We start from the raw sequence: 22,887 nt of genomic DNA, 5'->3' as shown, positions 1-22,887 counted from the left end.
CTTCAAGATAAACAACTTGCTATGATTCGAGCACTGCCTTCAGCGGGGGGCGGCATCCGCGCTGCTTTCCTACTCCCGGACCAAGACGACTATGCCAAGCCGGGATCGGAGGAGATGTTGATGGGAAACAGGATCAGCGGACGCAGCCTGCAAGATGACGCTTTCGGAGCCGAGGAATCCGTCGACCGCCGGTCGCGAGTGATGGGCGAAGAATTCGCCGACGACCACCTGGAAGATTCCCCCGCCGACAGCCGTCCGGTCAACGATGACTTGGAATCCGAAGCCGATCCGACCGAAGATCCGGTGCGGATGTACCTGATGCAGATGGGCCAAATCCCCTTGCTGACCCGCGATCAGGAGATTTCCGCGGCCAAGCAGATCGAAAAAACTCGCGAACGGTTCCGGCACTGCATGCTGGCCACCGATTTCATGTTGCAGGGAGCACTGAAACTGCTGCAGCAGGTCCGCGACAAGAAATTGCGGCTGGACCGCACCATCGAAGTCAGCGTGACCAATGCCGTCGAGAAAAAGGCGATCATGCAGCGGATCGTGCCCAACGTCCGGACCTTGGAGCATCTGCTGGAACAAAACCGCAACGATTACTTTGTCGCGATCAACAAGCGATTGCCGATGCGGCAGCGAAGAGCCGCCTGGAAAAACCTGGTGGTCCGCCGCAACAAGGCCGTCCGGCTGGTCGAGGAAATGAATCTTCGAACCGGGAAGCTGCAACCGCTATTCGACAAGTTGGCCAAGACCTCCCGTCGGATGACGGAGATCCGTGGCCTGCTCCGCAACCAACCCAAATCCAGCCTGCCCGGAGCCCCGACACGGCAGGAACTCCGCAGCGAGTTGAGCTACCTGATGCGGCTGACCTACGAGGCGCCAAAAACGTTGGCTCGACGCGTCCACTCTTGTGAGACGCTTCGCGAAGACTATGAGGCGGCGAAACGCGTCCTGTCGGCCGGCAACCTGCGGCTGGTCGTGTCGATCGCCAAAAAGTATCGCAACCGTGGGCTGTCGTTTCTGGACCTGATTCAGGAAGGCAACACCGGCCTGATGCGGGCGGTCGACAAATTCGAACATGCCCGCGGCTACAAATTCAGCACCTACGCCACCTGGTGGATCCGCCAGGCGATCACCCGAGCGATCGCCGATCAAAGCCGAACGATTCGGGTTCCGGTGCACATGATCGATACGATGAACAAGATTCGGCAGATCACCCGCGACCTGGTTCAGGAGAACGGACGCGAACCGACCGCCGAAGAGGTCTGTTCGCGAAGCGGTCTGTCGCTGGAAGACACCCGCGTGATTCTTAAAATGAGCCGTCAGCCCTTGTCGTTGGATCAACCGGTCGGTGATCACGAAGACAGCGTGTTCGGAGAATTCCTTCAAGATCACCGCGACGATGACCCGCTGTTGGAGACCAACCGGCAGGCCCTGAAGACGCAAATCGACTTGGCGATGGAAACGCTGAACTATCGCGAACGCGAGATCCTTCGCCTGCGTTACGGACTTGCCGACGGTTACACCTACACCTTGGAAGAGGTCGGGCGAATTTTCCAAGTGACCCGCGAACGCGTTCGCCAGATCGAAAGCAAAGCGGTCCGCAAACTTCAGCAACCCTACCGGGCACGTTCCCTGGCGAGCTTCTTGGACGGGGTCGATATCACGCTGCTGGAAGGTTCCGAAACGCTGTGATCGCCACGCCGCGGCAATGACCGTTCGTCCAACGGATTCGGACGTTGCGGTCGTCGGCGGCCACAGATCTCTCGCCGGCCGGATTCGCGCCGACCGGAATCTCCGCCGAACTCACGCCCGCCGAAAGGCTCGCACCAAGGCCGAGAGCGTGACCAGACCGGCCACGATGGGGATCGCCGGCAGAATCAATTTCGGCTGCGCGGCGACGACGATCAGCGCGATGATGCCAATCACCGGCGCGCTGGCCGGCAGCCATTTGGCTGGCCGTTTCAATGAGGGCCAGGCCAACCACAGGGCGGCCAACACGATCCCGATGCGTCCGGAGGCGGCGGAAAGAAAATTCGAGCTTCCCGACGCGTCCGATCCGAACCACCAGGCGCCCAGGGAGATCGCCAGAAAGACGATCGCCACCACCAATGTCAGCCAACGTCGGAGATCTTCCGGCGGCTTGCCGGACGAATTCCGCGTGGAGCTGTTTCTCGAAGCGTCTTTGTTGCCAACCATCCGGCTCAGTCTAACCCGTCGCTGCGATCGGTCACGGCGTCCCCTGCGGGTCGTGATGGGATCAGACGTGTCCACAGCAACAACAAGACTCCGATCAGGGCGTATCCGCCGGCAAACTCAAAAACCTTGGAACGTTTCTCCGCCGCCAGCACGATGTCTCCCCAACCGGCCGGTCCGGCGGGGACAAACAGTTGGCTGCCGGCGAGCGGTGAATGAATCAATCCGAACAAGGTCAAACCGGCGCAGACCAAAAACACGACGCCCGCCGTTTTCAAGCGATGATCGATCGAGGCCGCCAATCCCCAGGCCCACAGCAGGCTGGTCAAAATGAATCCGCTGCTGAGCATCGTGATCGTGGCGTAGTTCTCTTGCAAATTGGCTTTTAGGTCCGCCAGCGATAATCCGGCTTTGGCGAGTGCCGGGTCGCCCAGGATCTGATCCGACAGATTCAGCGCCAGGACCGCCAGCGCGGGCAAGCAGGCAAAGGCGACCGCCGCGTAGTGACGCTTGGGCGTCGCCGCGAAACTTTGGGCCGTGATCTCCAGGCCGATGAAAACCAGAATCGGCATCACCGCCGGCTTGGGGATGAGATCGTTCAGTACCGTGAAGTAGCCGATCAAGCCTGCTGACCCGATCAGCAATGCCGTCCCCAACGTGTACGCGGCGCGGCCACCCATGGCTTTGTAGGCCGGGTGCCCGATGTAAGGTGTCGTCTGGATGACGCCCCCGGAGAGCCCCGCAACAAGCGTGGCGACCGCTTCGACGGCGATCACGGTTCGAGTGTCGTACGTGTCGCCGGCTGCCGCGGCGCTTTCGGTGCAGTCGATGCCGCCGACGACCGTGGCGATGGCAAACGGAAGCGCGATCGGCAGGTAGTGCAGCGCGTCGGACCCGTCGGAGATCCACGCCAATTGCCAACTTTCCAGCCACCGGGTGGGGAACCATTCCACGGGGCTTAGCGTGGGAAATTTGTAGCCGTCGATTCCTAGCCCGCACATCAGGTAATACAGCAGCCCGGCCACGAGCAGGGCCCCCAGCGTCCCCGGGAGACGGCCGGGGAATTCCACGCGGGCGATCAACGTCGTCAACACGATTGCCAACGCAACCAGCCCCGGCAGCGGATGCCCCAGGATTTCGGAAAGCGGGATGAAACTGATCAGGACCAGCGCGATCGCCGCCAGGGATCCCAACAAACCGGCCCGCGGGACGACGGTTCGAACCCAGTTGGTGGCCGGAGCCAATGCCAGTTTCAAGATGCCGCTCAGAACGATGCACCAGATTCCGATGTGCCAGGTCCGATACGCTGCGTCCGTCGGCGAAAGCCCCAGCGCGTCCACCCCTTCGCGAAACGACGGTCCCAGGATGAACAGGGTGATTCCGAACACGCTGGGCGTGTCCAACCCCAACGGCATGGCGGTGACGTCGCTCGACCGCTTGCGCTTCGACAACCGGAACGCGATCCAGACAAACGCCAGGTCGCCCACCAACACGCCCAATGCCGTTCCCGGGACAAGCGCGGCGATCGCAAAGTCCGTGGGAAACCCGAAGCCCGACAGCAGAATCACCAGGAAAAACAATCCGGTCAGATTGTCCAGCATCAGACCGAAGAACGCGTTGACGTCACCGCGAGCGCACCACTTGTACCCTTGGTAGGGGGTGTTCGATTCGTTCGAAACGCTCAAGGGGATTCCTCGTGAATAATTTCACCGCCTGGCGTGGGACTGGTTCGCACAGCGTTTTATCGGGCATTTTGTTGGCCAACCAGCCGACCGCCGGGATCCGCCGGCGGGAAACCCGCAAAAACGCTTTGACGATTTCCGGGATCGACGAGATACTATTGACTGCGGGAAAAAAAATCTTCCCGCAAGGGCGGTTTGTTGAATCGCATGACGCGTTTTGCGGTAACCAGAGTTCCCATGCTCCGTTTCTGCCATCTTCTCCCATCGATCCGTGATGCCCAGTTCTACTGCGACTGACCGAAACGACGCTCGCGACCTTTCCCAAACGCGAGACCGCCGGCTAGAAGGCACAAGCGATGAGGCGCTGTTGGCGCAATATCGTGAATCCGGCGATCGCGTGCTGTTTGATCACCTGATGGAACGGTACCAGCGCGAAATCTACAGTTATTTGCGACGCTACATCGGTAGCACCGAGATGGCTGAGGACGCTTTCCAAGGCACGTTCTTGCAATTGCATCTAAAGTGTCACCAATTTGACACCACAAGGCGATTCCGCCCTTGGCTGTACGCAATCGCCACCAACCAGGCGATCGACGTGCAGCGTCGCAATAAGCGGCACCGCATGGTCAGTCTGGATCTGACCCCGGGCGATTCGGACCAGAGAAATTCCAGCTGGGCCGAGAAACTGGTCGGCGGCGGCATCGATCCGCTGGCGGCGGCGTCGAAGCAAGAGAATGGTGCCTGGATGCAACGCAGCATCCGGACCCTGGGCGAACCGATGCAGCAAGTGATCCAGCTGGTCTACTACCAGGGGCTGAAATACCGCGAAGCTGCCGACGTGCTGGGCATTCCGGTTGGGACGGTGAAAAGTCGTTTGCACGCAGCCGTGCAGCGTTTGGGTATGATGTGGGAGGAGTCCCACAACGCACCCGAAGTTTGATTGACAGGCTTCGGTGGACTGCTGGGCGGATGCGGACGGGCAGCTGCGCCGATTGCCACGGTGCCGCGCGATCATCGTTTTCACGAGTTGGATCCGGATGGCAGCTCAACCGTATCCGACCGAACCGCCTGGAGAATCGATTCGTAAGGCTCGGGAGTGACGTGTTCGGCTCATTCCCGTTTTTCCTCTCCGCCGCATTTTTGATCGATGCACGAAGATTTGCTCGGATATCTTCTCGGCGCCCTCGAGCCGGACGAAATGCAGCGAGTCGCTGATTGGCTTCGGGAAAACCCGGAAGGTCAAGCTCAGTTGGCGGAAATTGAACGCAGCTTGGCACCGTTTGAAGGAAGTTTCGAGCCGGTCGAGGCCCCCAGCCAGGACCTGATTGAGCGCACGAGGGCGTTGATTCCCGATGGCGTCCCGCCGCAAGCGTCGGAGTCTCCGGAGCAGCCAGGCGGCACGGAGCAGCTAAGCAACACGGAGTATTCGGGCGGCAAGTCGCTTTCCCCGGTCTTGGAAGGCGCGACCGGATCGGCCTTTGCCGATACCGCCTCCAAACAGTGGGGCTGGATGGATTCGGTCACCAGTTTGCTGTCGGTCGCCGTGCTGCTTTCTCTGCTGTTGCCGATGGTTGCTTCGGGCAGATTCGAAGCACGCAAGATTGCCTGTCAGGATCAACTGCGGGAATTCGGAACCGCTTTGATGCAATACGTCGTCAGGGATCAGGACGGGCATTTCCCCGGGGTGGCGGCCAGCGGCCCCAAAGCATTCGCGGGCATCTATGCGTTGCATCTTTCCGATGCGGGAATCTTGCCCGATGCCGGACAACGCTGGTGTCCCGCCGCGGACATTCCGGATCTGCCTCCGGGCGGGCACTCAACCACCGATGTCGTTGTGGAGGATCCCGATTCGGAGTATTCGATCACCCTGTACGACGTTCCGCGTGTGGATCAATTGCAGACTCTGTCCCCCAACGAGCTGCGCGTGGTTCAACAATGGGCCGGCGGCCACTACGCGTACTCGCTGGGTGTGGTTGGGGAGACCGGGTTTTCGTCGCCCCGCTATGAAGGCCGCGCGTCGTTTGCCGTCATGTCCGATGCGCCGCTCTCCGGCTGGTCGACGCGCGATGGTTTCGGTTCGACGCGTTACGCGCACGGGGACTTGGGGATCAACGTGTTGTACGAAGACGGCGCCGTCCGTTTCATTCGCGCCGAAGCCTTCGACTCGATGCCGGATCATCCGCTGATCAATCATGCCGGCGTGCGAGAGGCTGGCGTCAACATTGACGATGCCAGCTTGGCGCCCAGTTGGTTGCCGCCCTTCATGTTCTCTTCGCAGCGTTAGTGCGGCGACGGCGTATCGTCAACGCTCTTGACCTGCGGACGTCACGACTTGGCTTCAGGTGTCCGTCGCCAAGTGGACGCCGGTGTTTCGTCTTTCGGGTTCGCGCAGCGAAGCGGTGCTCGATCCTTCCGCCGCCGCGGTTTCGCGCGGAAGCACCAGCCAGCGGTACGCGGCCGGAACGAACGACAATGCCAGCAGCGTTGCCCCGGTGACCCCGCCGGCAATCGCAACGGCCAGCGGCGGCCAGAACTCACCGCCGTCCAGGATCAGCGGGGTGAAGCCCGCGACGGTTGTCAGCGTCGTGGCCAAAACGTGCCGCGTGCAGTCCATGACGGTCTGCACCAGATCACCGACCGTCGTGCTGCCCTGCGAGGATGCTTGCTGCAGCGAAGCGAGCACGACGATCGAATCGTTGATCGCCACGCCGATCAATCCCATGATTCCGATGATCGCCATGAAGCCGAACGGATAGCCGCCCAGCCACAGGGCGATCATGCCCAGGCCGCCGCTGCAAACCGCCACGACGAAGATCACGCCCGCCAGACGGAACGATCGAAAGGAGAGAACCAGAACCGCGACCATCAAAACCGCCAGCACGCCCGCATTGGCCAGCAGATTTCCGACGGCATCGTTGCGTTGCGAGTCCTCGCCGCCATACTCCAGGTGATATCCCGGTGGCAGGTCAAAGCCGGTTGCCGCTAGACGCTCTTCGAAAGCTTTCAGTGACAATGACGGCAACGATCCGGCAGTGACAAATCCGGAGATCAAGTTCATGCGACGACGATTCATGCGTGGAATCACCGCGATCTCCGGATGCAGGCTGACATCGGCGACGCTTTGCAGCGGAATCTTTCGCGAACCGCTGTGCAATTGCAGCGACTGGAGTTCTCCCAATCGTGAACGCCGCTGGTCGCCGATCCGGACCAGCACCGGTACCAATTCGGTGTCCTCCAGCACGGATCCGGCGGAGACGCCCTCCAGCATTGCGTACAGTTGTTCGGAGACATCCGCCGGTTCCAGTCCGGCCAGCCGTGCATCGGCATCCCGCACGTCGTAGCGAATGGTCGGCAGCGTTTCGGCCAACAAGGAGCGTGTGTGGATCACGTTGGGCGCCGCGGCCAGGGCCAGACGCAATTGCTCACCCAGTTCGACCAGACGATTCAGGTCCGGGCCGAACAACCGCAGTTCAATCGGCGCTTCGTAGGGGGGGCCTTGTTCCAATTGACGGCACAGCACGCGCGCCCCGGGAACCACCCTGTCAGCACGACGTTGCAGGTTACGGAGGATTTCGCCGATCCCCTCCGAGGTCGGCATTTGCACGATCGCGTTGGCAAAGTTTGGCACGCCGCGCCGATTGTCCAACACGTTGTAGTAAAACATCGGCGCGCTCTCGCCGAAGTACCAGCTGACTTTCACCGCGCCGACATCGCGGACCAGGTCGGTCAGTCGCCGGGCCGCCTGACGTGTGGCTTTGATCGACGAATCGATCGGCAGTTCCAATTGAATGTGGAACTGGTCCCGTTGGGCGGGCGGAAAGAATTGTTCCGGCAGACGGTTGGCGATTGCAAAACCGAACACCGGCAGAGTCAATCCGATGAACACGCCGCGATACGGCTTCTCCAGCAACCAGGTGAGCACTGATCGGAAGGTCGACGCCATGCGACGGCTGCCAATTCCGTTTTCGAGCCAGCCGGCGCGGGAGTCTTCCAGCTCGAACGGGCCGTCGGAAAGTTCAGTGACCCGCTTTTCGGAATCGGGCTTCAAGAACCAGGCCGCGACCACCGGAATGATCGTCAAGGAAAAGAACAGCGACGAAGTGATCGCCAGGATCACGCTGATCGCAATGGCGCCGACAAATTCTCCCGCGTTGCCAGGCATCATGGCGATCGGTGCGAATGCCAAGGCCGTGGTGACCGTCGATCCCAGCAACGGGATTGCCAGGTGTCGGACCATGTCGCGAACCGCTTGCAACGGTGAACGTCCCTGACGCAGCGCTCCGGCGACTTCGTCCACGGCGACGATGGCATTGTCGATCAACAATCCCAGCGCCACGATCATTCCGCTGACGGACATCTGGTGGATCGGGACTCCCAGGATGCGCAATCCGAACAGCACACCCAGGATGGACAGCGGCAAGGACATCGCAACGACGATGGCGCTGCGCCACCCCATCAGCAGCAGGACGACCAGGATCACGCAGATGGCGCCGATGACCAGATTCAAGGCCAGCGAGGACAACCGCGCGACCACATAGTGGCTCTGGTCCAAAGGAACGTCCAAGCCGACTCCGGCGGGCAACACCTCGCGAAAGGACTCCAAAACCGCTTGCGCGTCGGGCCGCCAAAGATCCACACGCTTGTCGGCACGGACCAGGATTCCCAGGCTGACCGCAGGACTGCCGTCGATGGTCCCCAGACGCGGCAAGGGGGCGGGGACGCCGCGATCGATCGTGGCCACGTCGTCCAGCCGGATCATTTCTCCCCCGCGGCCCGCACGGATCAGCGTCTCTCCGATTCGGCCGGGTTCCTGAAACTGGTTGGCCAATTCGATGACCACGTCATTTTGACCCGAATGCAGCAACCCGGCGGCATTCTTTGCATCCGATCCCCGCATCGCCTGAGCAACGTCCGACGCGCTCAATGACAATGCCGCGGCACGTTCCGGATCCAGTTCCACCGTGATTTGTTCCCCCGGATCGGCGAACCGATCGATGACCTCGGTGCCATCGATCCCACGCATTTGGTCTTCCAACTGTTTTGCCAATCGCCGCAGCACCGTCCAGTTGGGCGGAGTGGGACGCTGCCAGCAGATGGCAACAATCATCGCGTAGGCTCGGGCATCAATTTCTTCGAATGCCGGCCGGGAAGCATCCACGGGCAACTCCGCGATCGCGTCGTTGATCTTGCCCCGGACTTCGCTCCAGGCTTCATCCGTCTCCATCACGTCGTCGCGCAGTTCGACGATCACCGTGCTGATTCCCGGGCGGCTTTCACTGGTCAGTTTCTTGAGTTCCTCCATTTCCTGGAGGTGCTCTTCCAGCGGTTCGGTGACCAGGATTTCGACCCGTTCCGCATCGGCACCGGGCAAGCGTGTGGAGACCAATCCGGTTCGCTTGGCGATGACCGGATCTTCCATCCGAGGCAGCACAGCAAATGACGTCAAGCCTCCCACGACCACGATCCCCACCACCAGCAACAGCAACCGCGGGTTGCGATAGAACAACGTGGTGAAGTCGGTCGATTGGGATCGGCCGGTTGACGATTGTTCCTGAGCGGACTGCCGCATCATCGTGTCGTTTCCTTCCGTTCCGATCCGGCGGCGTCGGAAAGCACGGCGCCGTTCTGTTCCACTGGCAGCACCGCCATCCCCGCGGTTACCCGGTGGCCTCCGTCGGCGATCACCCACTCATCGGAATCCAACATGCCTTGAACCAAAGCGAAGTCGCCTTCGGTCTTCAGCATCTCCAGCGATCGTCGTTCGCAAAGGGTCTGGCCATCGGCGTCGACAATCACCAGGGCGTTCCAAAGTCCGCGGCCCCCGCGCAGCAACGCCGAACTAGGCAACCAAAACGTCCCGGCCTCACCGGCAACGTTTTGCGGCGGAGTGTGCAGTTTCGCGATTTCCCCGGCGACCCAGCCGTCGGACGCGAACGATGATTCCAGGGGGCCGACCGCTCCATCCGGTTCCTCAGAGAAGCGGACGAAAACGTTACGCGTTCGGGTGTCCCGATCGACCGATGGGGCCAGCCGATCGATCCACCCAAATCGCTCTCGGCCTCGAACGTCGACTGTCACACGGTCGCCGGGGCGGAACCGATTGGCGACCTCCGGCGGTACCGCAAAACGCCCTTCGATGCGGTGGCTGATCAAATGAAACACGGGCGTCGATGGGGTCACCACCACTCCCTCGTCGATCATCCGGTCCTGGATGGTTCCGGCGAACGGGGCTTCGATGCGCGAGTCGCGTCGCCTGGCTTCGATCTCACGCAACCCGGCCAGAATCCCATCCCGTTGGGCCCGCTGGGCAGCCAATTGTTCCTGGCGGGTACCTTCCAGCAGTTCGTTCAGAGCCGATTCGGCGGCCTGCAGACGCTGTTCGGCCGCGCGCAGCCCGAACAACGCCGAATCGAACGCCGCCCGGCTGGTCGCCCCGGACGGGATCAGTTCGTTCTGACGCTTTGCGTCGACCTTGGCCAGTTCCACCTCGGCAGCCAACTGATCCACGCGTGCCCGGGCTGCCTGGATCGCCTGCTGCCTGGGACCGGCGACCAATTCAGCAAGCACGGCTTCGGCTGCGGCCAATTCGCTGCGGACACGATCGTGTTCGGCGTCCAGGTTTTGCTGGTCCAGTTCCGCCAAAAGTTCGCCGGGCTGAACCGAGTCGCCTTCCTGTTTGGCAAGGCGGACGACCCGCCCGTCCTGTTCAAAGCTCAGTTTGCTTTCGCGATGCGGGATCAGAACGCCGGCGTAGGATCGAGACTGGTCGGGAGCGGCCACGGCGCCGGCGCGGACGACCGCCACGGGCAGCGGTGAAGCAGTGCCGGCGATCCCCGACCGGCTTGCGGTTTCACCGCTCTCGCCATTTGCTTCGGTGCCCGATGCGGATGCCGCCAGGTCGGTCTGTCCTCCGGCAAGCCGGCTCCGATTCAGATACAGCAGTCCGCCTGCGGCCACCAGCAGCAACGCCGTCGCGACAACCGCAACGCGGCGGCCGCGTGCCGGCGGTGCGGCGGCACGTCCATGGTGTCGGTGCCGGGCCATCGAACTCCCCGGCGTTTCGCCGCGATCGGTTCGAAGTTGCGGTTCGATCTCACCCATGCTTGAGCTCCCGGCCTTGAAGGTGAGACTCCGAGAATAAATCGTCTTCGGCGAGCGAACGAGGCACGCGTCGTTTCAATGCCGACCGCACCCGTCGGACCAGACGCCGATCTTGCTGGTCATCGTAAAGAGGGTGCCAGTGATAGCCATCCATCAGCGCGTGGCAATTGCGGCGGATCGCAGCGAACGCGTCTTGGATTCCGATCTGGTCCAAGCCGGGACTCGTCTGCTCGATGATCGATCCTCCATAGGTCAACGACCAAAGTCCGAACACCACGTCTTCGACCGCGCGGTTGGGCGGGAGCGTCAAATCGCCGGTGGCGACCGCCTCGTGTCCGATTCTTGCCACCAGTCCCATGCACCGCTGTTCACAATCCGCGAGCGTTTCCCGGCGTTGTTCGGAGGCCTTTTCCCAGACCGTGACGTGCCGCACCATCGCGTCGATCCCGAACAGATCGTCAAAACGGTGGCAGAAATCTTCGCACGCGACACCGATCGCCGCGATCTTGTCGCGCGACCGTTGTTGGCCTTCGATCGCGGATTCGAACAGACGCAGTCGGATTTCGTTGGCCTGAATCGCCAAGGCCAGCAAGATCTCCTCCTTGCAAGAAAAGTGATTGTAGATGGTGCCTTTGGCGTAAGACATCTTCTTGGCGATCGCCTCCATGCTCAACCCGGACAAGCCGCCGCGGACGACCATCGGGCGGGCCTGTTGGAGGATCCGGATCTCGCGCGAGCGGATCTCGGCTTGCTTGGGCGTCAGCGGAACCGAGACGGACGCGGGGCGTGTCGTGCCGGGGCTGCGTGTCGGAGATTTGGCGTTTCCGTTTCGATGCCGCATGTGATTGGCGTCTTGGCCCCGTGAGGGACTCGTCAGGCGTGTGAAGGAAAGCAGGGGGGGCCGGCGTGGCGCCCTTCCCGATCGGTCACAGCGGACCTTCGTGCATCGCGTCTGACACCGGTCGCTGCGGCGAATGAGACCGGGGCCGGGGCGGACGTTGACTCGGCTGGCCTTTGACGCCGTGTCAATTTTGACGCCCTGTCAAATCTGACGTCAAGTCAATTCTGACGCTGCGTCAGGAATAGTCTTGGTTCGATCGCCCGCCAGCGGCGACCGTTCGGCCTGGTGGAATCATTGTTCGGAGGCATCGAAGATATGTTCTCGCAGGCTTGGTGTGGGTGGTGCGTGAATTCGCGGGGATTTACCGTCCGGTATCATGTTTCTTGGCCGGTTGCTATTTGAAAGTCGGTCGAGATTGAGATATATTCCGGGCTCGTTGGTTCTGCCCGGGCGACCGTTTTCTTTTCTTGTCCCGACCGCGCAACGACTCCCCACACCCGATTTGCCGAATGGACGCAACGATGCCCTCGAGCCAACGCTCTTCCAACGCCGGACTGGCCGCGCGGCCCAAGGTGTTGCTGCTGGTCGAAACCACGATGGCGTTCGGCCGCAGCGTGCTGGAGGGTATCAGCCGCTACCGCATCGAAAAGCAGCCCTGGTCGGTCCAATTGGATCTGCGTGAGCTGATGGCCGGGCCACCGGCCTGGTTCCAATCTTGGGATGGCGACGGGATCATCACCCGGAACACGACTCCGGAGATGCTTCGGATCATTCGCGAAACGGAGATACCGACGGTCAACCTGAGCGACATCCACGCCGATCAGTCCTTGCCCTCAGTCATCAACGATCACGACAAGATCGGTCGGCTGGCGGCAACGCATCTGGCCGACAAGGGACTGGAACATTTCGCCTTCGCCGGTTTCAGCGACCACTACTGGTCCTCCCTGCGGCTGGCGGGGTTCCGCAACGGACTGGCCGAGCGCGGGATCGAGGATGCATCCAGCGTGCATGTGCATCAGTCCGAATGGGCGTCCGCCAGTCAATCGGGTTGGCAGCATCAACAGGACCAGATCGTCCAATGGGTTCGGAACCTGCCGCGGCCGGTCGGCATTTTCGCTTGTAACGACTTTCGTGGCCAGCACGTCCTGGAGGCTTGCCAAACCGCCAAGGTCTCAGTTCCCGATGAAGTCGCGGTGTTGGGGGTGGATAACGATCACGTGCTGTGCGACTTTTGCGATCCGCCCCTATCCAGCATCATCCCGGCGGCCGAGCGGATCGGCTACCAGGCGGCGGTGATGCTTGATCAACTGATGCACGGTCACACCCCGGAGCCGCTACACTTCCAGATTGCCCCGTTGGGCATCGCCGAACGTCTGAGCACGGACGTGATGGCCATTGACGACGAAGATGTCGCCGCAGCGATCCAAATGATCCGCTTTCGCGCCTGTGAAGGTTTGACGGTTTCGGACATTCTCGCGGAAGTGCCGATCGCTCGAAGTTCACTTGAGCGCCGTTTCCGCCAGTACCTGGGACGATCGCCCCAAGCGGAGATCCGGCGAGTGCAAATCAAACGTGCCTGCCAACTGTTACGCGACACCGAGTTGAGTTTGGTCAAAATTGCTCGACTGACCGGCTTCAAACACTCGGAGTACTTCAGCGTGGTGTTCAAACGCGAGGTTCATCAGACTCCCGGTCGCTATCGAGACGCCAGCCGCGCCAAAGCACGCAAGCCGTTTGGATAACCCACGCCGGTTGGTTTCGGTTGCCCCGGATCGTTTGCGTTGTCCGTCTTGTGCTGAAGGATCGCGGTCGATCACTCGAAAGAATGTTATTGAACCAAAAACATGAAAGTACTTGTCCTGACCGGAGCGGGCATCTCGGCCGAATCGGGGATCCCAACGTTTCGCGGCGACGATGGCTTGTGGGAGGGACACCCCATCGAAGACGTCGCAACGCCCGACGGTTTTCGACGCAATCCGCGGTTGGTGCAGGAGTTCTATAACGCTCGGCGTCGAGCCTTGCTGGACGCCGCGATTGCACCCAATCCGGCCCACGTGGCGCTTGCCGAATTCGAACGTCAGCATGATGACGACTTCTTGCTGGTCACGCAGAACATCGATGACCTGCACCAGCGCGCCGGTAGTCGCAAGGTGATCGCGATGCACGGTGAACTGCTCAAGGCCCGCTGCGAGCAGACCGGCGACCTCTTCGATTGGCGAGAGGACTTGGATTGTCAAACGCCGCATCCCCACCGTCCGGAGCTGATCGGGACGCTCCGTCCGCATGTGGTTTGGTTCGGAGAGATGCCGTTCGGGCTGGAGGAGATTGACTCTTTCGCGCGGCGGGCCGATCTGTTTCTGGCGATCGGGACTTCGGCCGTGGTCTATCCGGCGGCCGGTATCGTTCAGAGTACCGGCCCGGACTGTCGTCGCGTCGAAATCAATCTTGGCGATACGCCGCAAAGCGATCGATTTGACGAAACCATTCGCGGAAAGGCATCGACCGAGGTTCCGAAGTTTTTGGAATCGCTGAAGTGATCTGCGTCGTTCGCGTTCACTCTTTCAGCTTCATTTCGCCCGCGATGATCTGCGCGGCCAGTCCTCCCACGTCGACGTTGCCGCCGAGACCTCCGAAGGGGAAGTCGTAACCGATCGCGACGGCACTGCCGCGGGCTTTTTGAAACCTTTCGGTTCCGCCGGTGAACTCGATGAACACCACGGCGGAAAACACACCGGTCACGCCATCAATCACGCCGTCGATCAATTCGAAGGTGCCATTCAAATCGCCGTCTTCGGTGTGCCAAACGAATGAACCGGTGAATCGCGCCGCCGTTCCGTCGTCCAGCGGAACCAGGTACGCGCATCCGGTTGCCTGTCCCGCACCGCTGAAGGCGAGAGTTTCCTGACGGGTTTCCAGGCTGCCAAATAAGGCGTCGCTCTCGACGGAGTAGAGGGCCCCCGGAGGATCGTCGCAGAAGCCGTCCGGTGGCGCGGTCGGATCGATCGCCACGTGTGCGAAGGTGATTTCGCCGCCGATGATCGTGGTCTTGTCGGCGAAGACCGCCGGAGAAAACGTTGCCGTGATGAAGATCAAAGCCAGTAACTGTTTGAATGGTCTCATCTGCCCCTACCCTGCTGTGTGTTGGGTGAAAGAATCCGTCGGTTGATCCGCGGACCATAGCGAGATCGAGGATTGCGACCTAGAGCAATTGTCGGGGATCCGCCATCTCGCCTCGTTCGCCTCGTTCCCGGGCTCCCGCCCGGGAACGCCCTGCATCCTGGCTCCGCCAGCCGGCGCATTGTGGTTGTCAGGCGGAGCCTGACCCGCAGCCGGTTCCAAGGCGGGAGCCTTGGAACCAGGGGGGACTGCTCGTTCCCGGGCTCCCGCCCGGGAACGCCCTGCTGCTGGCTCCGCCAGCCGGCGCGTTGTGGTTGTTAGGCGGAGTCTGAACGGCAGCCGGTTTCAAGGCGGGACCCTTGGAGCCAGGGCGTCAGCGATCCCGGCAGTACGGACGGACCTGAGCGATCGTCTTGTCTCCGATTCCCGTCACCCGTGCCAAGTCCTCGACGGATCGGAACGGGCCCCGCGATTGGCGATCAGCGATGATTCGTCTGGCCATCGTGGGACCGATTCCCGGCATCAGCATCCATTCCTGAACGCCGGCCTGATTGATGTCCAAACGGAACACGGGCGGATCGGCTGCTTTGGGTGGCACGGTTCGAAGCCGAATCAGCCCGGTCGTCACCATGGCCAAGATTGCCAGCAAGACCAAGCAACGCAGAGCGGTCTGAACGGACCCGCGCAAGAGGGCGGGCGCCACCGCGGATTCTTCCCACAACGGGGCCGTTTCCTTGTGACGCGATTCATCGCCGACAAGGCGAGGTGAAGAGGGAGCTTCGGGGGCGGTCATCGGGACGATGCGGCGTGAGAAAGGTCAACGGCAGGCGACGACAAATCATCGTCGCAGATCACCAAGGGTGAAGGCTGATTGAAAAACATCGCTGCAAAGCGGAAGGAAATTCAATACGGAATCCATGAAACCGCCGTCACCACACAATGTAGCCTCCGTCGCCAGGGGGTGGATACTGCCGGGACGACGAAGTGGCCACCTCCCGACAATTCACCCGGAGGCGTTTGGCGACCGAAAGCGTTATGATTGAACCGTTGTTCTCCTTCGCCGGATGGTGCTCTGTGTCGTCCCCAGACGGCTTGTCCGTTTCACTTGTTTCCGCTGACCGTGTGTTCCGTTCATGTCCGACTACGCGACCGTCACTGCCGATGCGACTCTGGAAAACAACGTTCGCCTGTTGGTTCGTTTGGCGATCGCGGAAGATTTGGGCGATGCGATCGATTGGACCAGCGTTTGTCTGATCGAAGATGATGTCGAAGGGGCCTGCCAGATCGTGCCGCGTCAGCCCGGGGTGTGCGCGGGACTGGCCGTTTTGCCATGGATCGTCGATGAATTTGATGCGGACCTGGAACTGGAGGTGCTCGGACAGGACGGCGGACCGCTCGTTGCCGGCCAGCCGATCGCCACGCTGCGGGGAAATGTCCGCGATATGTTGACCAGCGAGCGCACCATCCTGAATGTGATGTGCCGCCTGTGCGGCGTGGCAACACTGGTCAAGACGTACGTCGACGCGTTGGAGGGTTCCAAGGCGGCGGTCTATGACACCCGCAAGACCACGCCCGGTTGGCGTCTGCTGGAAAAGTATGCGGTCACTTGCGGAGGCGGTCGGAATCACCGTCGCGGCTTGTACGATGGTTTTCTGATCAAGGACAACCATCTTCAGCTGGGCGGAATCAACGGTGTTCCGATGCCGTCGGGCACCGCGGCGGAAAAGGCGATCCAGTGGCGGGGCGGACAACTGGATCGGATGACGGCTCCAGGGATTGTCGAGATCGAAGTGGACACGCTGGAACAGTTGCGCAACGTCCTTCCGGTCGGGCCCGACATCGTGTTGCTGGACAATTTTGATCTGGATCGGATTCGTCAGGCGGTTCAGTTGCGTGCCGAACTGAATCCGAATGTGCAGCTGGAGGTTTCGGGGAATGTCACGATCGCTACGATCGCCGAAATCGCTGCAACCGGCGTGGAACGTATCAGCAGCGGCGCACTGACCCATCAAGCAACTTGGTTGGATCTGGGACTGGATTGGTTGGACACATCGGCGACCTAGGATTTGGGGTCGCCGAGCCCTCCGCGGCTTTCATCAGCCCCCATCCTGTGTGTCCCATGCAATCAGCCAGTGCCAGGAACGCCCTCGTTTCCGACGAGCGTCGTGCATTGGATCTGTTGCAACCGGCACTGGACGCGTTGGCCATCATCGGATCACTGGTCGCCGTCAAGCAGGTTGCTCGGGGCGGGATCGATGAAGCGGGGCTGATTCTCGGTTTGGTCGCGGCGATCCTGTTTCAGATTCTCTCCAGAGTCACCGGATTGACGCGATCCGGTGGTCGGGGGAGTGCCGACTCCGAAATCCTGGCGATCTGTTGGACGTGGGTCGGCACCGTGATGTCCCTGGCGGTGATCGGATTTGCGACGCGGTTCGGCGATTTGTTTGCTCGATCGGTCATGTTGGCTTGGGTTTTGACCACGCCGGTTTTGATCGGGCTGTCACGGATGCTCGTTCGCGTCGCGCACCAATTGCTGGTGCGTCAGGGATATGCAATTCGCCGCGTGGCCATTGCGGGGTTGAACGGATTGGGGCGTCAGACCGCTGCAAATATTCGCGCCGATTGCGGTCTGGGATATCAACTGATCGGCTTCTACGACGATCGGGTGGCCGATCGTCCCGGTCAATCGGTTTCCGATTTGAAAGACCGGGTGGAACCGTCCGGTGAGACCGATGTGACGCTGGCGGGGTGCCTGGCGAATCTGGTTGATGACTGTCGTGCCGACAAGGTCGATACCGTGCTGATCACCCTGCCGATGCGCGCCGAGGATCGGATCCGGTTCGTGCTGGATCAGTTGAGCGACACCACCGTTTCGGTTTACATCGTGCCGGATTTCTTCGTCTTTGAACTGCTCCACTCACGTTGGACGGACTTGGGCGGATTGCCGGCGGTCAGCGTGTTTGAAAGCCCATTGTTTGGGGTCGATGGGGCATTGAAACGAGTCTCCGACATGGTGCTCGCGATCGCTGCCCTGACCGTTGCGGCGATTCCGATGTTGGCGATCGCCCTGGCGATCAAGTTGACCAGCCGCGGCCCTGTCTTCTTTCGTCAGCGGCGGTACGGATTGGACGGGAAAGAAATCGGCGTTTGGAAATTCCGTTCCATGCGGACCTGCGACGATGGCACCGTGATCAAGCAGGCCAGCAAAGGCGATCCGCGGATCACGCCACTCGGTGCCGTTTTGCGACGGACCAGTCTGGATGAACTGCCACAGCTGTTCAACGTCATTGACGGCAGCATGTCCCTTGTCGGACCACGTCCCCACGCTTCGGCACACAACGAACAGTATCGCCACCAGATTCGAGGTTATATGCTGCGTCACAAGGTCAAACCCGGCATCACGGGGCTTGCCCAGGTCAATGGCTGCCGAGGCGAAACCGAGACCGTCGCGAAGATGCAACAACGTATCGAATGGGATCACCAGTACATTCGCCGCTGGTCGTTGTGGCTGGATCTTAAAATCCTCTTGAAGACGCTGGTTGTCGTGTGGCGGCAGGACGCGGCCTACTGAATCACGAAGCCCTGCCCTGCCCCGCCCTGCTCTGCTGCCCGTCCGGCGTTTTCGATTCCAGGCATTCAACGATCATCGGATTGCAGCCGGGTCGCTTGAGGTCTCGGGCGGCGCGTCGATGCGTTGGGCCGGCGTGGTCTGATCTTTCTCAAGCGACTCTTGATTGGCTTTGCGCACATTCAAGAAAATGAGCAGCAGGATCAGGGGCAAAGCGGCAATCACAAACACCAGCAATGCTGATCGCAATTTTGAACTTGCGCCGATTGCGTTCGGTGCACCACGGTCGTACTGCGGTTCTTCGGGGAGCGGATCTGCGGACATGATCGAGGGTGACGAAAACAGGTCGTGGCGGGATTTGGGACGTTGGGCAAGTGGTCGGTGCCACGCCAAAGTCGCGGCGCTCACCACCGTGTGACAGCGAGGCCCCAGTCACCGACGGACGACCGAGACGCCATTGGCCAATGAGCGACAAGCCCTTCGCTTTCAAGTGACACCGTCCATCTGAGCCCTCTCAGTCGGTGACCGGAAGGAAGGGTGTTTCCGATGGTTGGGCACGGTACCAGAATGCGCGAAAGGATTGTCGCCGGCGAAGCGAATCCGCATTCTTGCGGCGAATGGCGCGGAACGTTTCGATCGAATCGAAGGTCGGAGGATACGCACTCATGTCCTTCGCCGGTAGCGGGTCGATGGACTGGCCGGTCAGTGTGTTCAGATCGGCGTCTTTGTCCCATCCCACGCAGTGCAATATGAAATCTCGTTTCCAGCCCGGTGGCGGCGGTTCGGCAGGAGCCTGGAACCGCATGCGGATTTCATCACCGCTGCTGATCACGACCATCGAATCGTCCCAATCGGTGAGTCGGTCGGTGCAATCGCCGAACCCCGAGATCTCACCGGTTAGTGGAGGCCATTTCGGTGTCGGATCATTGCGGGCATACTCGTAGGTCTCCGGGGCTTTGGAGCCGTGGGTAACTTTTTCTGAGAACCCATGGAACGCGACCTCGCCACCGGTCAGCGGGCAGTCCTGCTGGCGGACCTCCGGGGACGTCTCTTGAATCGCCAGTCGCGCGCAATCCCAGTAGATTTGCGCGCTCGTCCGAATCCGGATTCTTGGATCATCGCGAAGCAAATGTTCCGTGACATCGACCACGATCGTTTTGGTCTTTCCACCGGGGAATCCCATGAACGGGATCACCTGCTGCCAACGATCAGAACCGGGGCTGGTCGGAACCCAGACCGACGGGAACTCGACCGATGGCAATTCCGGGTTCTGATCGATCTGGATGTTCAGCGAGGTATCGGTGGGAAGGATCCATCCGCGGAGCACGAGGTAGGCAGCGGCATCCTTTTTCTCGCGGAGCGAATCGGTGGCGGGTGATCCAAAATCCAGGTCGACCCAGTGCGGCTTGCACAGTCCCTGACGGATTCGGCGATCAAAACCTTGGACGTAGCGGGCGTCCGGTTCGGCCAACAGCTCACCAACTTCGTTGCCCAGCGTGTCGCGGGCGGCCACGATGGCATGAAGATTCTCGGGGCCGAATGCGTGGATCGTCGGAATCGCCACGGAGGGAGGGCCGACCTTTTCATTGGTGAACACTTCGACGTCGTCCGGATGGTCGACGGCCGTCAGTTCGACCTGGTCCACGTAGGCGACTTCCCAAAGCTCCTCGGTCAATCGGAATTCGTATTGACCCTCGTCTCGCGGCCGAACGTGTTGGCCATCGATTTTCAGGTATTCCCAGGGCCGATCCGGTTGCACCTTGCCCGCGGCGACTTGCAATCCCAGCGGGGCGGCCCAGAGACAGTCGGTGACGAAAGCAAACTTCTGCCCATCCCAGGTGTACAGGTAGGGGCAGGAACCCTTTAACGTTTGTTCTTCTTCGACAATCGCGTCGATCGCCGGGTCGCGAATGGTCTGGGTCAATCCGTTGGGCATGATGATTCGCACCGAGTCGACCTGGTCCGCCCCGTCGATCCCGAAATGAGTGCTGGGGCCGGTGATGATCCGGCTGCGATAGTGCGGGCCGAAACGCGTTTCCAAAACGGAACCGATGGCGTAGTGATTGACCCGCCCGCTGGCCGCTGCGTTGTCGGCGATGCCTTTAAAACGCACGGCCAGATGATGCGCCGGCGTGTTCAAGTCGTTGTTTCCCAAGATCACCGATCCGCTGTCGGACGAAACCAGGTCGACCAGGCCGTCCGCGTTCAGATCCACCGCGTGGGCATCGGATGGTCCCAGGGGAACGGGAAGTTTGGCCGGGGTTGGCGCGATGCCCCAGGGGCCCAGTCGCACGGAGGTTTGGGGCCCAACAAGTTCCAAGAAACTGTCGTTGTCAAAGTCCGCCAGTGCGGGCGGCGTCGCAAATCCGTCGCCGGTTTCGACGCGGTCCACGGTCCACACGCCAATGTCGGCGGAGTGCCCCAGAGCAACTTGCGATTGTTTCTCGCTGACAACGATCACATCCCAGGCAACGTTGCCGTCCACATCTTCAACGGCGACGGCCAAGGGCGCACCGACCTTTTCAGGGTCTGAAGCCGGGACCTCGTCCAGGTACCGCATGCGGAATTGCAGATGCAATAGGTTTTCCAGCAAGCCCACCTTGCCACTGGTTCCATGCAAAGTCACGACGTCCAGATCCAAGTCGCGATCCAGGTCGGCGATCGCCAAATCAACCACGGGATCATCCTGCGCCACGGTCGAGGCCGTGACCGGGGCTTCAAAGAAGGTGCGGTTGCCTCGATTGATCAACGTGCGCAACGGCGCGCCGGCCGAAGCCACGATCAGATCCAGGTCGCCGTCACCCTCCAGGTCACCGGGGACGACAACGCTGACCTGGGATAGCTCCTCCAGACCGGTCGTGTCTTCGATCAAGGTCAGTCGGGATTCCGCTGGCGTGTCGGGGCGTGTATCGACCTGGACCAGGCGGATTCCGAAGTCACCGTAGACGACCAACCCCGGCAAGGTGTTGTGACGGGCCGCGATTGCTTGGTCCGCGTCGCCCGTGGAGGCCGGGGAGTCCTGTTTCAATCGGCTTCGGTCGCTGCTGTCGACCATGAACAAGTCGGCGGCCACGATTCCGGTCGGCGCGACCGGCAAATCCAAGATCCCTGCCTCAGCCCATTGGCCGTTGTCATTGAGCCACAGGGTCAAACGATCGCTGTCGGAAACACTCACCAGATCGACATCCAAATCCAGATCGGCGTCCAGCGGCAAAGTCAGCCGGACGTTTTCACCCAGGGTGTCCGCTTCAAACGTCAGTGGCTGTTGGTCGAATTGGATCGGGTTTTGTGCGGCAACCGTCGCACTCAACTTTCGCAGCGCTTCAAAACTCAGTCGGTCCAGTGGATGCGGCGAGGCGCGGCGTCGGTCGGTCCGCAGAATTTCCAGCGGGCCGAGCACGTTGGACCACAGCACTTGGTTTTGTTCGACCTTGCCCCAGTCTTTCTCTTCGACGCCTTCGATGATTCGGTCCGTCAATTCTTTCGGCGTCACTCCGATCGGTTTGGTGAATGCTGCCAACGTGGGTTCCACTGCGGTGGACAACTGCCACGTGCGTTCCGCGTAGCGGCCCGCCGCAGGGTTCTGCTGCTGGATGGAAAGCTGCAAAGCGCGGAGCGCCAGAAACAGGTTTTCAGGGTGCGCGTCCGAAAGCCGACGCACCGCGCCGGCGGCGGGATCCAGGATGTCTTTCGGCAATCCGTCGATCGGATCCGACAGGTTTTCCAGAACGTCGGTCAGTGGCCCGCCCAAGATCACCGATTGCGGCTGCTCGCCCATCGGGCCGTCAATCGTGCGGACCAGGTTGTTGAGCAATTCCCGACGCAGCGGCTTGGTCATCGAAGCCGGCAGCAGTGAGGCTTCGTGCGCTTCGATGCGACTTCCCAGCCACAGCGGGATCACGTTGTCGCCGGAAACCTTCGAGTATTCCGCGATTGCTTCCCGGGCTCGTTCGATCGCCCCGGGCAGACGGCCCCTGGCCGCTTGCTTTTCTTCTGCCGAGCGGACGGAATCCGTGGCTGCGGAGGTCAACGCGTCGACCGCGAGGGCCGCATTGATCGCCCGGTTGCGCGCGATGGATGCCGAATCCGGCAATTTTTTATGCAGTTCCTGCCACAGCGGTTCGGCCCGCTCGGGTTCCAGGTTTTCGGTGGCCGCCAAGGCGGCATTGAGCGTCTCCAACAGAGCCTCCGATTCACCATCGTCGGCCTGCGTGGTAACGTTGGGGCGCGGTTCCGGATCGCTTTTTCCCCGGCAACCCAGCGGCAGGACGGTGCCCAGGATCACCAACGGGTAAAACCAGGTGTGCAGGTGTCGGTTGCGGCAACAGGAGGGGCGTGCGGCCAATCGGCCGCCGGGGGCTGACGCGTTCACTCGGTAC

At 61.2% G+C, this 22,887-nt stretch carries 16 protein-coding genes; 7 read left to right on the top strand and 9 right to left on the bottom strand.

Annotated features, from left to right (window positions below; all coding sequences use genetic code 11):
• Positions 1 to 120 precede the first annotated feature (120 nt).
• Positions 121 to 1,698, top strand: coding sequence for an RNA polymerase sigma factor RpoD/SigA (locus FYK55_RS07815; protein ID WP_235908515.1), 1,578 nt, complete (start codon positions 121 to 123; stop codon positions 1,696 to 1,698).
• Positions 1,699 to 1,809: 111 nt separating this feature from the next.
• Here FYK55_RS07815 and FYK55_RS07810 read toward each other — a convergent pair whose 3' ends face one another.
• A complete protein-coding gene (locus FYK55_RS07810; protein ID WP_235908503.1) occupies positions 1,810 to 2,202 on the bottom strand; it encodes a hypothetical protein in 393 nt (130 codons plus the stop codon).
• 5 nt (positions 2,203 to 2,207) lie between these two features.
• Positions 2,208 to 3,884, bottom strand: a complete 1,677-nt coding sequence (locus tag FYK55_RS07805) for a permease (protein ID WP_150075803.1) — start codon at positions 3,882 to 3,884, stop codon at positions 2,208 to 2,210.
• Positions 3,885 to 4,155: 271 nt separating this feature from the next.
• Between FYK55_RS07805 and FYK55_RS07800 the strand changes: the two genes are divergently transcribed.
• Positions 4,156 to 4,821: an RNA polymerase sigma factor gene (locus FYK55_RS07800; protein ID WP_150075802.1), complete on the top strand. Its 666-nt coding sequence runs from the start codon at positions 4,156 to 4,158 to the stop codon at positions 4,819 to 4,821.
• 207 nt (positions 4,822 to 5,028) lie between these two features.
• Positions 5,029 to 6,165 carry an anti-sigma factor family protein gene (locus FYK55_RS07795; RefSeq protein ID WP_150075801.1) on the top strand — a complete coding sequence of 379 codons (1,137 nt, stop codon included), beginning with the start codon at positions 5,029 to 5,031 and terminating at the stop codon, positions 6,163 to 6,165.
• 54 nt (positions 6,166 to 6,219) lie between these two features.
• Here the strand turns inward: FYK55_RS07795 and FYK55_RS07790 are convergent, their stop codons facing one another.
• The 3 genes from FYK55_RS07790 to FYK55_RS07780 are packed head-to-tail and all read right to left on the bottom strand — an operon-like array spanning position 6,220 to position 11,823.
• Entirely contained in the window at positions 6,220 to 9,453 is a 3,234-nt protein-coding gene (locus FYK55_RS07790; protein WP_235908502.1) for an efflux RND transporter permease subunit, read from the bottom strand.
• Positions 9,450 to 10,982, bottom strand: coding sequence for an efflux RND transporter periplasmic adaptor subunit (locus FYK55_RS07785; RefSeq protein ID WP_150075800.1), 1,533 nt, complete (start codon positions 10,980 to 10,982; stop codon positions 9,450 to 9,452). Before FYK55_RS07785 ends, FYK55_RS07790 begins: the two co-directional genes overlap by 4 nt.
• Positions 10,975 to 11,823 (bottom strand): TetR/AcrR family transcriptional regulator, encoded by an 849-nt coding sequence (locus FYK55_RS07780; protein WP_150075799.1) that lies wholly within the window; start codon positions 11,821 to 11,823, stop codon positions 10,975 to 10,977. Before FYK55_RS07780 ends, FYK55_RS07785 begins: the two co-directional genes overlap by 8 nt.
• 509 nt (positions 11,824 to 12,332) lie before the next feature.
• On the opposite strand from FYK55_RS07780, the gene FYK55_RS07775 reads away from it, so the two are divergent.
• Positions 12,333 to 13,565: a XylR family transcriptional regulator gene (locus FYK55_RS07775; protein ID WP_235908500.1), complete on the top strand. Its 1,233-nt coding sequence runs from the start codon at positions 12,333 to 12,335 to the stop codon at positions 13,563 to 13,565.
• 102 nt (positions 13,566 to 13,667) lie between these two features.
• On the top strand, positions 13,668 to 14,360 hold the full coding sequence (locus tag FYK55_RS07770) for an NAD-dependent deacylase (RefSeq protein WP_150075797.1): 693 nt from the start codon (positions 13,668 to 13,670) through the stop codon (positions 14,358 to 14,360).
• Between the two features lie 16 nt (positions 14,361 to 14,376).
• Here FYK55_RS07770 and FYK55_RS07765 read toward each other — a convergent pair whose 3' ends face one another.
• On the bottom strand, positions 14,377 to 14,943 hold the full coding sequence (locus FYK55_RS07765; RefSeq protein WP_150075796.1) for a hypothetical protein: 567 nt from the start codon (positions 14,941 to 14,943) through the stop codon (positions 14,377 to 14,379).
• A 370-nt stretch (positions 14,944 to 15,313) separates the two neighbouring features.
• Entirely contained in the window at positions 15,314 to 15,733 is a 420-nt protein-coding gene (locus FYK55_RS07760; RefSeq protein WP_150075795.1) for a ComEA family DNA-binding protein, read from the bottom strand.
• Positions 15,734 to 16,073: 340 nt separating this feature from the next.
• Between FYK55_RS07760 and nadC the strand changes: the two genes are divergently transcribed.
• On the top strand, positions 16,074 to 17,003 hold the full coding sequence (gene nadC, locus FYK55_RS07755) for a carboxylating nicotinate-nucleotide diphosphorylase (protein WP_150075794.1): 930 nt from the start codon (positions 16,074 to 16,076) through the stop codon (positions 17,001 to 17,003).
• A gap of 56 nt (positions 17,004 to 17,059) precedes the next feature.
• A complete protein-coding gene (locus tag FYK55_RS07750) occupies positions 17,060 to 18,511 on the top strand; it encodes an undecaprenyl-phosphate glucose phosphotransferase (protein WP_150075793.1) in 1,452 nt (483 codons plus the stop codon).
• A gap of 72 nt (positions 18,512 to 18,583) precedes the next feature.
• Here FYK55_RS07750 and FYK55_RS07745 read toward each other — a convergent pair whose 3' ends face one another.
• Positions 18,584 to 18,832 carry a hypothetical protein gene (locus FYK55_RS07745; protein WP_150075792.1) on the bottom strand — a complete coding sequence of 83 codons (249 nt, stop codon included), beginning with the start codon at positions 18,830 to 18,832 and terminating at the stop codon, positions 18,584 to 18,586.
• 190 nt (positions 18,833 to 19,022) lie between these two features.
• Positions 19,023 to 22,880, bottom strand: coding sequence for a CRTAC1 family protein (locus FYK55_RS07740; protein WP_150075791.1), 3,858 nt, complete (start codon positions 22,878 to 22,880; stop codon positions 19,023 to 19,025).
• Positions 22,881 to 22,887 lie beyond the last annotated feature (7 nt).

The sequence above is a fragment of the Roseiconus nitratireducens genome (assembly GCF_008629675.1).
Classification (GTDB): domain Bacteria; phylum Planctomycetota; class Planctomycetia; order Pirellulales; family Pirellulaceae; genus Stieleria; species Stieleria nitratireducens.
The sequence above is the reverse complement of the archived record's forward strand: the minus strand, read 5'-3'. Positions and strand labels throughout refer to the sequence as shown.